Source organism: Antrihabitans cavernicola (assembly GCF_008297975.1).
Lineage (GTDB): Bacteria > Actinomycetota > Actinomycetes > Mycobacteriales > Mycobacteriaceae > Antrihabitans > Antrihabitans cavernicola.
The window spans coordinates 485,882-497,813 of record NZ_VLNY01000003.1; the positions used below are offsets into that span (position 1 = coordinate 485,882).

Genomic DNA, 11,932 nt, shown 5'->3' on the forward strand with positions numbered 1-11,932 from the left:
AAGTACCGAGAGTTACAGATACTGCGAAGGGATCAGCGTGCTGGATTCGGCAACACTCAACACCGTCACCCGCAACGCCTGGAGTCTGTCCTTCGGCAGCGGCGTGGACGAGGCGGAGCGCACGCCCGCAACGGTCCTGCACGACGAACCGCATCGGCAGCTGCGCAGGTACGGGCCCGTCGCCGACCGACCGGTGCTGCTGGTACCGCCTCTCGCAGCGCCGGCGAGTTGCTACGACCACCGGCCTGGACAGAGCCTGGTCGCTCACCTGATCGCGAACGGTCGCACGCCGTACGTGGTCGATTACGGAACGATGAGTTACGCGGATCGCGCGTTGGGGTTCGAACATTGGATCGACGACATCGTGCCCGACGCGATTCTGCGAGTGTCCGAGCAGCACGACGGGTCGCCGGTCGACGTGATCGGGTGGAGCTTGGGCGGCACGCTGTCACTGCTCACCTGTGCTGCGCATCCGGAACTGCCGATCCGCGCCATCGCCGCCGTCGGTACGCCCATCGACTACCGCAGAATCCCGGCTATCGCGCCGCTGCGAGCAATCGGAAAGATCACCGGTGATCGACCACTCACTGCCGCTACGCGGATTCTCGGCGGCCTACCGGCGCCGCTGGTGCAACTGACGTATCGAGCGTCGGCGTTGCAGCGTGAGCTGACCAAGCCGTGGTTCATCGCGAGGAACCTGCACGACACCGAAACTCTCGCTCGAATGGATGCGATCGACCAGTTCATGGCGGAAATGCCCGGCTATCCCGGACGCTTCTTCGATCAGGTGTGTCGACAGCTCATTCTGCGAAATGCGTTGAACACAGGCCGTGTTCGGTTCGGCAGTCACACGATCGAGTTGGCGGACATCTCGGCGCCGGTGCTCGCCGTCGGCGGCACGACCGATGTGATCGCTCCGATCGCTGCCGTCGAGCGAATCACATCGGTCGCCACGGGCACCACTGTTCGCTTCGAGTCCGCACCGGGTAGTCACTTCGGCCTGCTCGCTGGACCTGAGGCGCGAGAGACGACCTGGGCGCATATCGAAGAGTTCTTTCAGTCGGCGACCAGGTAGAACTCGGAGCGTCGGGCGCCGAAGCCGGTGCGTCGACTGTTCTCGCGTTGGCGGCGAATCACGTAGCGCCCAGGCGCAATTCCGGTGCCGCCATGTTCGGGGTGGATGAGGTACGCCGTGACCTCCGTGTCGAGAATGCCGAGCGCCAGGCCCTCGGCGTCTCGCACCCACGGACACCATTCGCAGTTTCCTTCGTCCGCAACGAGGACGTGCGGGTTGCCGCCCGCCGCGCTGCGGAGCAGTTCGAGCCCCGCCGTGGGAATCTTCTGCTGCCACTGTGCCGGGTAAGTCTGAACAGAATCCGCGACCAAGGCACGTGGTATCACGATCAGATCGCCTTGCGCCTGCATGCCGTCGATGATCGGGATCGTCACTTCTTTGTCGAGATGGTCGAGCACGTCGAGGCCGCTGCGAGCGGTCAGGTCAGCAAGAGTAAGCGTTGAATTCATAGCAATCACCTTGGTGGGGAGTCAGGTTCGGCGAACGAGTCGGGAATAGTCGGTGCCGGCAAGGCCGTAAGTCCAGCCGGCGGCGTCGAGTGCGGTGGAGATCGATCTGGGTACATGCAGTCCGTACCGACGCCTGCGTCCGTCACGTTCGACGGATCCGTTGACGGTCAGCAGGATTCGACTGGTGTCCCACGAGTCGGGCAGGTCGTAGAGCGCAAGCTCCGATCCCTGATTTCCCGGATCGTCGGCGCGGTCCACGAGCGCCAGTTCGGCCATGTCGATATAGGCGTCCCATCCGATGCGTTCGATGGCGCAGCGGCGAATCTCGATGTTGCGTTCACGTGCGATGCGATCTGCTGTCGGGTCGAGCACCACCCAGTCCGGGACGATCGTGCCATGTTGGACGAAAACCGTTCCGCCGTCTTGAAATTCCAGCGCCGGAAGGTCGGGATGATGTAGTCGGCGTTCGCTGTGCACGCCGTTCGGTGTGGGCTCGGTGTGCAGAACGGTCGGCCGTTCGGCCATCACGCACACGTGCTCGAGCGCCCACCACCACCCAGTCGCACCGACCAGCGCGGACTGAATGTCGAGGAGCGCGTTGTCGTTCGAACCGAAGGTCGCGAGCCCGTGCCGACGGTAGGCGTCGTAATAGCCGACGCGATGCGCCTCCTGCTGCCCGTACCAGGTGACGCCGCGGACGGCCTGGGGGAGCAGCGTGCGGATTGCCGTTGCGACGCCGTCGACGAGCGAGATTCGCAGCGAATCCGCGACGGAGCAGCGGATGATCTGATCGACCGCGATCCCGGCCCGAACGGCGTCGTCCGGCAGCGTTGCGCGCAGCGATGCATGCGACCACCGTCGGCGGATCGGATCCTCGTGGCGTCGAGATATATTGTGATCCATACGCTTTCGTGAATTCGAGAGCACGTTTGCCATCCGACCAGCTGGCCGTTGCATCGTGTCCAACGTGTACGAGGTCGGCAATCCGGCGGCAATGGCCGCCTCGACGCCGGCCTGCGGCGACGCAGTCCATATAAATTCGGGCGGTGGGGCCCCGATCAGGTGATACAGCTCCCGGACAGCCGATTCGGCAGTCGACCGATCGGCAGGTTCGCAGCACAGACCGCGTTGCAACCAGTCTTCACGCTCGAGGCAGGCAGCGACAACGCGCTCTGGATCGGGGGAATTCTCGGAATTGAACCTGGCGCGGCGGCGAGCCGCTGACGATGTGGACACCGCGCTCACCTGATGGAGGCGGGGTTCGCCTTTCCTGTAGTCATGAATCGACTGTGACACGAAAGAGCCGGAACTTCAAGGGCTCTGGAACTTTGACTGCCGGAACTTCAGCTGAATCCCTCTCCCTTTCAACATATATCGCATATGGGGCCTTGCGGCAAGACCCCTGTGATGCTGCATACTCGCTGGCCGAAGCTATGACCAGCGAATTTGGGGGACTTGATGATCGATGTGATCGTTGCAGGCGGCGGACCGACCGGGATCATGCTTGCGTGCGAGCTGCGGTTGCACGGCGTCAGTGTTGTAGTTCTGGAGAAGGAGGCCGGGCCGACCGAAATCGTGCGCCCGCTAGGTATGCACGCCCGCACCATCGAAGTATTGGACCAGCGGGGCCTGGCGGGCAGGTTTCTCGAAGCGGGCAAGACCTATCCACTCGGCGGCTTCTTCGCCGCGATCACCAAGCCGTCGCCGACGAAGCTGGACACCACTCACCCGTACGTTCTGGGTCTTCCGCAGCCGATCACCCTCCGACTACTCACCGAGCACGCAATCGATGTCGGTGTCGACATCCGGCGTGCCTGCGACGTTGTCGGGTTCGAGCAGAACGACGACGGCGTTTCGGTCGGACTCGCCGACGGCAGCACTCTGGATTCGCGCTATCTCGTCGGGTGCGATGGCGGCCGCAGCACGGTACGCAAACTGCTCGGCGTCGAATTTCCCGGTGAGTCCGCTACGCAGGAGACGTTGCTGGGAGAGTTGGAGCTGTCCGCGGCACCGGAGACCATCAGCGCTGTCAACGCCGAAGTCCGTGAGACACAACTGCGTTTCGGTGCCGGGCCGCTGGCGAGCGGTCGATACCGGGTGGTGGTGCCCGCCGACGGAGTGGTCGAGGATCGCACCGCTCCGCCCAGTCTCGACGAGTTCAAGAAGCAGCTGATCGCCACTGCCGGAACCGATTTCGGTGCGCACTCGCCGCGCTGGTTGTCACGCTTCAGTGATGCGACGCGCCTTGCGGATCACTACCGAGTCGGTCGGGTGCTGCTGGCGGGCGATGCCGCGCACGTCCATCCGCCGCTGGGCGGGCAAGGCCTCAACCTCGGTGTGCAGGATGCGTTCAACCTCGGCTGGAAGCTCGCGGCCGAAATCAACGGGTGGGCGCCGTCCGGTCTGTTGGACACCTACGAGGCAGAGCGGCATCCGGTAGCCGCCGATGTTCTGGACAGCACGCGAGCGCAGACGGTGCTGATGTCGCTCGAGCCGGGTGGGCAGGCCGTGCGGCGGTTGATGGCCGAGTTGATGGACTTCGAGGAGGTGAACCGCTATCTGATCGAGAAGATCATCGCGATAGGAATCCGCTACGACTTCGGCGAGGGCCACCAGTTGCTCGGTCGACGGTTGCGCGACCTCGCGTTGTCGCGGGGATCCGTTTATCAGTTGATGCACGGCGGCCGAGGTCTGCTGCTCGACCAGACCGGAAAGTTGTCGGCGGCCGGCTGGACCGATCGCGTCGACCACGTCGTCGACACCAGCGAGGAACTCGACGTCGCGGCGGTATTGCTGCGACCAGACGGCCATGTCGTGTGGGTTGGTGACGATCAACACGATCTGAATGAAAAGCTGACCCAGTGGTTCGGTCAGCCTTCATGATGGGTGGGTGTCCGAGGGGGGACTTGAACCCCCACGCCCGTTAATAGGGCACTAGCACCTCAAGCTAGCGCGTCTGCCATTCCGCCACTCGGACATTGTCGCTCGGCTTCGCCTCGCTTCGCGACTCGCGCACATGTTCCTGCGCGGAGGAAAGAGTATCCGATCCTGAACGTGGGCCAAAATCCGGGCGCGGCCGACTGCCCGAGCAGCCGTCGAATGGTAGGAAAGTGGCATGTCGTCCTCAGCGGATCGGTCCGGCTCCACCAACGACGGGCGAGCGGTGTCCGAGGTAGTCGACCTGGTCAGCGCACTGATTCGGTTCGACACCTCCAACACCGGCGAACTCGAGACCACCAAGGGCGAGAAAGAATGCGCCGAGTGGGTCGCGGAGCAGCTCCACGAGGTGGGTTACGAGACGGAGTACGTCGAATCCGGCGCTCCCGGCCGCGGCAACGTCTTCGCGCGACTACCGGGAAGCGATTCCTCGCGCGGCGCACTCCTGGTTCACGGTCATCTCGACGTGGTGCCTGCCGAACCCGCCGACTGGAGTGTGCACCCGTTCTCCGGCACCGTCCAGGACGGTTACGTCTGGGGCCGCGGCGCGGTCGACATGAAGGACATGGTCGGGATGGCGCTGGCGCTGGCTCGCCAGTTCAAGGCCGATGGAACCGTGCCGCCACGGGATCTGGTGTTCGCATTTCTGGCGGACGAAGAGAACGGCGGCAAGTACGGATCGCATTGGCTGGTCGACAATCGGCCGGACCTGTTCGACGGGGTCACCGAGGCGGTCGGTGAGGTCGGCGGATTCTCGCTGACGGTCGCGCGGCCCGACGGCGAGGAACGCCGCCTGTATCTGGTGGAGACGGCCGAGAAAAGCCTCGGGTGGATGCGGCTGACGGCGAAGGCGAACGCGGGCCACGGATCGTTCCTGCACGAGAACAACGCCGTGACTATCTTGGCCGACGCTGTCGCTCGGCTCGGCTCACATACCTTCCCGTTGGTGCTCTCGGACTCGGTGCGCGAGTTCCTTGCTGCGGTGGGGGACGAGTCCGGTCTCGACTTCGGCCCCGATTCGCCGGACCTCGACGGCACGCTCGCGAAACTCGGCAGCATTTCCCGAATCGTGGGAGCAACGCTGCGCGACACCGCCAATCCGACGATGCTGAAAGCGGGTTACAAGGCGAACGTGATTCCGCAGACCGCGGAAGCGGTGGTGGATTGCCGCGTCGTTCCCGGTCGGCAAGCCGCGTTCGAGAAGGAGGTCGACGACTTGATCGGCCCCAACGTGACACGCGAATGGATCACCAAGCTCGACAGCTACGAGACCACGTTCGACGGCCACCTCGTGGACGCCATGAACGACGCGATTTTGGCGTACGACAGCAACGGTCGCACGGTTCCGTACATGCTGTCCGGTGGAACCGACGCAAAGGCGTTCGCGCGCATCGGGATTCGCTGCTTCGGCTTTGCTCCGCTGCAGTTGCCGCCGGAGTTGGATTTCGCCGCGCTGTTTCACGGCGTCGACGAGCGGGTACCGGTGGACTCGCTGCTGTTCGGTACCCGCGTCCTCGAGCACTTCCTGTTGCACAGCTGATCAGAAAGGGACCCACATGTCGCACGATCCGTACGAGGCCTTGCCCGATCTCCCCTCGTTCGAGCTGACCTCCGCCGACGTCACGGACGGCCAGCCGCTGAAGAACGAGCAAGTGAGCGGGATCATGGGGGCAGGCGGGCGCGATACTTCGCCACAACTGTCCTGGTCGGGATTCCCCGACGAAACCAAGAGCTTCGCGGTCACCGTCTACGACCCGGATGCGCCGACGGCGTCGGGCTTCTGGCACTGGGCGGTTGCGAATCTGCCGGTGACCACCACCTCACTCGCGCCAGGTGCGGGCGACGACGGCGGCACCGGTCTTCCGCACGGCGCGGTCACGCTGCGCGGTGACGCAGGCGCAGCACGCTACATCGGCGCAGCCCCGCCGAGCGGCCACGGCACGCACCACTACTACGTGGTCGTGCATGCGGTGGACGTCGAGCGACTCGATGTCGACGAAAACGCCACACCGGCCTTCCTCGGCTTCAACCTGTTCTCCCACGCAATCGCGCGAGCGACCATAGTCGGGACGTACGAGGAGGAGTAGTGCGCTCCGCGCAGGTGAGCGGTTAGTTGGTCTAGGGACCAACTAACCGCTCACCTGTGGGCTACCGCAGATCGACGACCTCGTTGCCGGGCACAGCGGCATAGAGGTCGATGATCTCGTCGGCATACATCGCCGAGATCGGCTTACGGCGCAGCTTCATGGTCGGAGTCAGTTCCTCGCCGCCCGGCTCCCAATAGTGGCTGGAGATGACGAAGCGCTTGATCTGCTCCACCTGCGAGAGCTTCTTGTTGCCGGCTCGGATCGCTTCCGCGACTTCTTTCCGCAGTTCTTCGCGTGCCGTGAGCGTGGCAAGGTCGGCGCCCGGGATGCCCAGCGCTTTCGCACGGACGGCAGCGGCATCGGGATCGAGCGCGATGAGCGCCGTGATGTACGGACGCGCCTCGCCGATCGCCACGGCCTGACTGATCAACGACGACGACGCCTTCATCGCGTTCTCGATGTTGGTGGGGGACATGTTCTTTCCCGCCTCGCTGATGATCAGTTCCTTCTTGCGGTCGACGATCGACACGTTTCCCTCGGCATCGACGGTCGCGATGTCCCCGGTCACCAACCACCCGTCCGCATCGATGGTCTCGGCGGTCTTCTCCGGCTGCTTGCGGTAGCCCCGCATCACCACCGCACCGCGGACCAACAGTTCGCCGTCCTCTGCCAACTTGAGCTCGACACCGTTGACGGCCTTGCCGACGGTGCCGATCTTCAGGTCGTCGTGGGTCGTCGTGGTGGACACGCCGGTGGTCTCGGACAAGCCCCACACCTCGAGCACGGCGATGCCGAGGCCGAGGAAATATTGCAGCACCTCGGCCGGAATGGCGGCCGCGCCCGAGCCCGCGAACTTGATCTGTTCCAACCCGAGCGCGTGCCGAAGCTTGGATAGCACAAGCGCGTCGGCGATCGTGTGCTGGATGGTCAGCGGCAGCCCACGTCCCTCGCCGGCGAGGTCCTTCTGCGCCGCGGCAAGCCCGACGCCGATGGCCCAGTTGGCGAGGTTGCGCTTGATCGGGCTCGGCTCTTCGGCCAGCTTTGCCTCGATGCCCGCCTTGATCTTCTGCCACACGCGAGGAACGCCGAAGAACACGGTCGGGCGCGTATCGGGTAGTGCCGCAGCGATTTCGCGCGGATCGGCGACCGAGGTGATCTGAATTCCGCGCACCATGTTCATGGCATGGGCGGACACGCGATCGGCGATGTGCGCCGCGGGCAGATAGGACGCGACCCGGTCGTCGAAACCGACGTCCAGGACATGCTCCACGCCGACCAGTTGGGCGATCATGTTGCGATGGGTGATCTCGACGCCCTTCGGCGGGCCGGTGGTTCCGGAGGTGTAGATCAGGGTGGCGACATCGGTCGGCGCAACCGCCCGCCATGCTGCGTCGAAGTCGAAATCGGCTGCGGGCGAAGCTTCTACATCCTCGAGCGTCGCGGCGTCGTTCGCCGGACCGTCGACGACGATGATGTGCTCGAGCGACGCACCCGACTGGCGGACCTTGTCCAGGAACGCCTTCTCGGTGACGACAACGCGATTTTCGGCGTTACCGAACAGGTACTCGATCTGCTCGGGGGAGCTGGTGTTGTAGATCGAGAACGGGATTGCGCCCAGGTGCAGTGCCGCGGTGTCGACCAGATGGAATTCGGGACGGTTCGTGAGCATGATCCCGACGGTGTCGCCGTGACCGATGCCGAGACCGGCGAGACCGGCCGCGATCGCTTTCACCCGCTCGCCGTATTCGCGCCAGGTCACCTCCTGGATGCTGCCGGGAGTCCGAAGTGCCACGGCGCTCGGACGGACCGAGGCGGTCAGTTGGAAGGCTTCGGGCAGCGTGCGTACTGCTGTCCCGGTCGAGTGCGGAAAGGTGACGTCGTCTTGTTGTGTCATATCCGAGTCCATGGGTAGCCGGGGGACGTGCCCGCCCGGGGAGGTAGCCGATGAACCGAGGACGTGGATCAAGCCTCGGCACCGGCAAGGTACCACCGACCGGTGCGTGAAATGTCCGTTTTCGCCGGACTATCGCGAGCCGGCGCCCACCGCTTCGGAGATGTTCGAATAGCCACCGCTGCGCAGTCGCTGGGCGAGTCCGCGATGGATGCGTCGGGTCCAGAACGGGCCGCCGTAGATCAATCCGGTGTATCCCTGCAGCAGCGAAGCGCCGGCGAGAATGCGCTCCCATGCCTGGTCGACGGTTTCGATACCGCCGACCGACACCAGCGTGATCTGCCCACCGACCCTCGCGTGGAGTCGATGCAGTACTTCCAGCGAGCGGTCGGCGACGGGCCGTCCGGACAGCCCGCCCGCGCCGATCTCCTGCACCAGGTCGCCACCGGTGCGCAGACCGTCCCGGGCGATGGTGGTGTTGGTTGCGACGATGCCGGCCAGACCCAGCTCGACCGCGAGGTCGGCGACCGCATCCACGTCGTCGTCCGACAGATCGGGCGCGATCTTGACAAGTACCGGCACGGTGACGGCACCCAGGACTGCCTGCAGTAGCGGTCGCAACGACTCGACGGCCTGCAGATCACGCAAGCCAGGTGTGTTCGGTGAACTGACGTTCACTACGACGAAGTCGGCGAGCGGGCCCAGCAGTCGGGCGCTGATCGTGTAGTCGGCCGCAGCATCTGCCGCCGCAACCACCTTGGTCTTACCGATGTTGGCGCCGATTGGAACACCGCCCCGGCGGCGTCGTAGATGGTTCGCCGCGTTGCCCGCACCGTGGTTGTTGAAACCCATCCGGTTGATCAGGGCGTGATCCTCGGGCAGGCGGAACAGGCGGGGCGTCGGGTTGCCGGGCTGCGCCTGCGCGGTGACCGTGCCGACCTCCGCGAATCCGAAGCCCAACGGCCCCCACGCGTCCACGCCCGCGGCGTCCTTGTCGAACCCTGCCGCGAGGCCCAGCGGTGCGGGAAAGTCGACGCCGAAGACAGTATTTCGCAGGATCGGATCGTCGATCGTGAACACCCGTGTCAGCAACGCGCGCAACGGCGCCAGACGGCCACCGAGGCGCATTGCGCCGAAGACCAGGTGATGAATTCGTTCCGGCGGAACCAGGAACATCAGCCGTAGTAGTAGTCCGTACACGCGATCAGATTCCGGGATCCGGCACAGGAACGGCGGACTTGCGGCGTTTGAGCAGCACGCGCCTGCTGCCGTCGTTGTAGAGGCGCACCCGGGACAGCTCCCAACCGCCGAACTCGGCTTGAATGGCCAGCCGCATCGACGCGCCGATTCGGGTGACGTCCGGCGGCAGTCGCAACGGGAAGTATTCGTAGTCGTCGCTGCGGCTCGCCTCCCAGCTGGCGGGCAGCGCGGCTCGTCGACTCGACATCATCGACCTCCCTGAGACGGTTGTGCGGGTGCTTCAGCTCCCACGATTGCTCCGACGGTAGCGATGCGCTGCACACCGTCGCCCGTCGCCGAGCCGACGAACACGTCGCCGGTTGCGCTGTCGACCGCCACCGAGTCGGGCTGGCGAACCGTGGGAAAGCGGCGAACTTCCTTGGGAATCCCCTCCGCGAGGTCGTATCCGACAACCTCGTTGCTCCCCGTCAGCGTGACCCAGGCGATCTCGGCACGATCGTCGTAAGTCACCGCATATGGCCCGGGACCGACAGGGCCCTGCTGGCGAAGTACCAGCGGATCGGCGGTGAAAACCATGAGCGCGTTGCCTGGGGTATCGGTGACCAAGATTCGGCCGAAATGGTCCGTGGTCATGTCGCTCGCGCCCTGCCCTGCGCGCAGGGACAACCCGAGGGACGAATCGGCGACGTTCAGCTCGGTCAGCGAGGTCTGGCGGCGATCGAGTGCGGTGATCGAATTCCCGGTGACCGCGAGGCCGTCGACCGACGCCAGACCGGAGATCGTCGACGATGTCCCGTCCGTTCCCAGGATCTCGATAGTTCCGTTCGCAAGCCCGGCGGCAAGTCGGTTGTCGGACAGCACCTGCGCGGATCGTGCCGGACTCGATGTCTTGACTACGTCGACCTTTCCGGAGCGCAGATCGACCCGAGCGACGCCACGATCGAACGGAACGAGCACTTCCCCCGGCTTGCCCAACGAAACTGTGACGCCACTGCCGCCGAGCGGAACCTCGCGGGTAGGAGCGTCCGTGCCGCGCCGGTCGATCAAGACGAGCTTGGTGCCACGATCGGCCAGTGCGGCGAGAATCCGCGAATCGGCGTCGAAAGCCATCGCGTCGACGGGAGCGCCGACCTGTTGCACCGTGCCTGCGGGAGCGACGGTGACGGCGGGCGATTGCACGGCTGTCGCTGCCGCGATGGTCTGCAACGAACTGCCGTCGGAGCTCGACGAGCAGCCCGTGACCAGCAGCGATGCGACTCCTGCGGCGATCATGACCTGCTGGAGGGCACGCAGCCGCATCCTTGCCTCCTCGATCGGTCCGCCGGGTTTGCGGTCCATATATCTGATCACGTTCGACACAACGCAGCCGATTAGGGGCTACCGTGGTCCGGATCGAAGACTTCAAATCGGGGTTGAGATCAACGAGGAGTTCTTTGTGGAGAGCAACCAGCACGCCGAATTCACCGTCGAATACGTGGCGGTGGGACCGTTCGCCCACGGTTTCGGCAGGAGTGCGTCGGGACGGCCGTACGCGTTTCGAGTGATCCGTCGGACGCTGAACGTCGAGGTGTACCGCGACGACCTCGACAACACCGTGCCCTCACAGGACGATGTGGTTGCGCGAGCAGAAGGGTCCATCACGGACATCGATCTGACCGACGAGCGCAGCATCATCGGGTTGGTTCGCGACATGGTGACCTCCGCACAACCGGTGGACTCCCCGGCAGGTGACGGCACGACCGTTCGTGCCTTCCTCAGCAGGATCAGCTCGGTGATCGACGCGATCTGAATGACGCGACGTATGCGCCGCCTCGAGGCGGCGCTGATCTGCCTAGCGACGGTGAGCGCGTTTGCCGCGTGCGGGTCGGACGACGCCGGTACCGCCGCCCCGACATCGACCACCAGCGTCGCTGATGTCACAGGCACCGGACCACCGATTCCGACCGCCGCCGAGCTCGACGCGCACATCAAGGCTGCGTTGAACCGCGACCTTCCCGACGATCAACGAGTCGACCTGATCGAGGACGGCGATGCGTTCCGGTCCAGCATCCCCGACCTCTACAAGGCGCTCAACGACAACCCGAACGCCAAATACATGGTCGTCGATCCCGTTTTCGACAATCACGACGGCACCCTGACCGCGACGTTCAAGCTGGACAAGGACGGCAGCGGAACCGCAATCCGCACGGCCACAGTGCATTTCGTCGCAGTCGACGGCAAGTGGAAGATTTCGCGAACGGACCTGTGCGGCATTCTGCGTACCGCCGACTATCACACCCCCGCCTGCGGCTGA

At 64.8% G+C, this 11,932-nt stretch carries 12 protein-coding genes and 1 tRNA gene; 6 read left to right on the top strand and 7 right to left on the bottom strand.

The window, feature by feature from the left end; translation table 11 throughout:
* Positions 1 to 37: 37 nt before the first annotated feature.
* Positions 38 to 1,075: an alpha/beta fold hydrolase gene (locus tag FOY51_RS09510; RefSeq protein WP_149429957.1), complete on the top strand. Its 1,038-nt coding sequence runs from the start codon at positions 38 to 40 to the stop codon at positions 1,073 to 1,075.
* Here FOY51_RS09510 and FOY51_RS09515 read toward each other — a convergent pair.
* Together FOY51_RS09515 and FOY51_RS27535 are read right to left on the bottom strand one after the other, a co-directional pair.
* Positions 1,057 to 1,524 carry a DUF8820 family protein gene (locus FOY51_RS09515; RefSeq protein WP_149429958.1) on the bottom strand — a complete coding sequence of 156 codons (468 nt, stop codon included), beginning with the start codon at positions 1,522 to 1,524 and terminating at the stop codon, positions 1,057 to 1,059. The two genes, FOY51_RS09510 and FOY51_RS09515, sit on opposite strands and share 19 nt — an antisense overlap.
* Positions 1,525 to 1,545: 21 nt before the next feature.
* Positions 1,546 to 2,769, bottom strand: a complete 1,224-nt coding sequence (locus FOY51_RS27535; protein ID WP_442862200.1) for a DUF6745 domain-containing protein — start codon at positions 2,767 to 2,769, stop codon at positions 1,546 to 1,548.
* A gap of 213 nt (positions 2,770 to 2,982) precedes the next feature.
* On the opposite strand from FOY51_RS27535, the gene rox reads away from it, so the two are divergent.
* Positions 2,983 to 4,407: a rifampin monooxygenase gene (gene rox / locus FOY51_RS09525; protein WP_149429959.1), complete on the top strand. Its 1,425-nt coding sequence runs from the start codon at positions 2,983 to 2,985 to the stop codon at positions 4,405 to 4,407.
* A gap of 8 nt (positions 4,408 to 4,415) precedes the next feature.
* On the opposite strand, the gene FOY51_RS09530 is transcribed toward rox, so the two are convergent.
* Positions 4,416 to 4,501 (bottom strand) — tRNA-Leu (locus FOY51_RS09530).
* 138 nt (positions 4,502 to 4,639) lie between these two features.
* On the opposite strand from FOY51_RS09530, the gene FOY51_RS09535 reads away from it, so the two are divergent.
* Together FOY51_RS09535 and FOY51_RS09540 are read left to right on the top strand one after the other, a co-directional pair.
* Entirely contained in the window at positions 4,640 to 6,001 is a 1,362-nt protein-coding gene (locus FOY51_RS09535; protein ID WP_149429960.1) for a M20/M25/M40 family metallo-hydrolase, read from the top strand.
* Between the two features lie 16 nt (positions 6,002 to 6,017).
* A complete protein-coding gene (locus tag FOY51_RS09540) occupies positions 6,018 to 6,548 on the top strand; it encodes a YbhB/YbcL family Raf kinase inhibitor-like protein (RefSeq protein WP_149429961.1) in 531 nt (176 codons plus the stop codon).
* Between the two features lie 61 nt (positions 6,549 to 6,609).
* On the opposite strand, the gene FOY51_RS09545 is transcribed toward FOY51_RS09540, so the two are convergent.
* From FOY51_RS09545 to FOY51_RS09560, 4 genes are all read right to left on the bottom strand, one after another.
* On the bottom strand, positions 6,610 to 8,442 hold the full coding sequence (locus FOY51_RS09545) for an AMP-dependent synthetase/ligase (RefSeq protein WP_149429962.1): 1,833 nt from the start codon (positions 8,440 to 8,442) through the stop codon (positions 6,610 to 6,612).
* A 129-nt stretch (positions 8,443 to 8,571) separates the two neighbouring features.
* Positions 8,572 to 9,639: a quinone-dependent dihydroorotate dehydrogenase gene (locus FOY51_RS09550; protein WP_149429963.1), complete on the bottom strand. Its 1,068-nt coding sequence runs from the start codon at positions 9,637 to 9,639 to the stop codon at positions 8,572 to 8,574.
* Between the two features lie 4 nt (positions 9,640 to 9,643).
* Positions 9,644 to 9,889 (bottom strand): DUF5703 family protein, encoded by a 246-nt coding sequence (locus FOY51_RS09555; protein WP_149429964.1) that lies wholly within the window; start codon positions 9,887 to 9,889, stop codon positions 9,644 to 9,646.
* On the bottom strand, positions 9,886 to 10,938 hold the full coding sequence (locus tag FOY51_RS09560; protein ID WP_149429965.1) for an NHL repeat-containing protein: 1,053 nt from the start codon (positions 10,936 to 10,938) through the stop codon (positions 9,886 to 9,888). Before FOY51_RS09560 ends, FOY51_RS09555 begins: the two co-directional genes overlap by 4 nt.
* Before the next feature lie 136 nt (positions 10,939 to 11,074).
* Between FOY51_RS09560 and FOY51_RS09565 the strand changes: the two genes are divergently transcribed.
* Positions 11,075 to 11,428: a hypothetical protein gene (locus tag FOY51_RS09565; protein ID WP_149429966.1), complete on the top strand. Its 354-nt coding sequence runs from the start codon at positions 11,075 to 11,077 to the stop codon at positions 11,426 to 11,428.
* Positions 11,429 to 11,932: a WKL family lipoprotein gene (locus FOY51_RS09570; RefSeq protein WP_149429967.1), complete on the top strand. Its 504-nt coding sequence runs from the start codon at positions 11,429 to 11,431 to the stop codon at positions 11,930 to 11,932. It abuts the gene before it with no gap.

Bases quoted from the DNA above. Each gene is read 5' to 3' on its own strand.
- rox (WP_149429959.1), top strand. From the start codon at position 2,983: ATGATCGATGTGATCGTTGCAGGCGGCGGACCGACCGGGATCATGCTT.
- FOY51_RS09545 (WP_149429962.1), bottom strand. From the start codon at position 8,442: ATGACACAACAAGACGACGTCACCTTTCCGCACTCGACCGGGACAGCA.
- FOY51_RS09535 (WP_149429960.1), top strand. From the start codon at position 4,640: ATGTCGTCCTCAGCGGATCGGTCCGGCTCCACCAACGACGGGCGAGCG.
- FOY51_RS09555 (WP_149429964.1), bottom strand. From the start codon at position 9,889: ATGATGTCGAGTCGACGAGCCGCGCTGCCCGCCAGCTGGGAGGCGAGC.
- FOY51_RS09515 (WP_149429958.1), bottom strand. From the start codon at position 1,524: ATGAATTCAACGCTTACTCTTGCTGACCTGACCGCTCGCAGCGGCCTC.
- FOY51_RS09560 (WP_149429965.1), bottom strand. From the start codon at position 10,938: ATGCGGCTGCGTGCCCTCCAGCAGGTCATGATCGCCGCAGGAGTCGCA.
- FOY51_RS09540 (WP_149429961.1), top strand. From the start codon at position 6,018: ATGTCGCACGATCCGTACGAGGCCTTGCCCGATCTCCCCTCGTTCGAG.
- FOY51_RS09570 (WP_149429967.1), top strand. From the start codon at position 11,429: ATGACGCGACGTATGCGCCGCCTCGAGGCGGCGCTGATCTGCCTAGCG.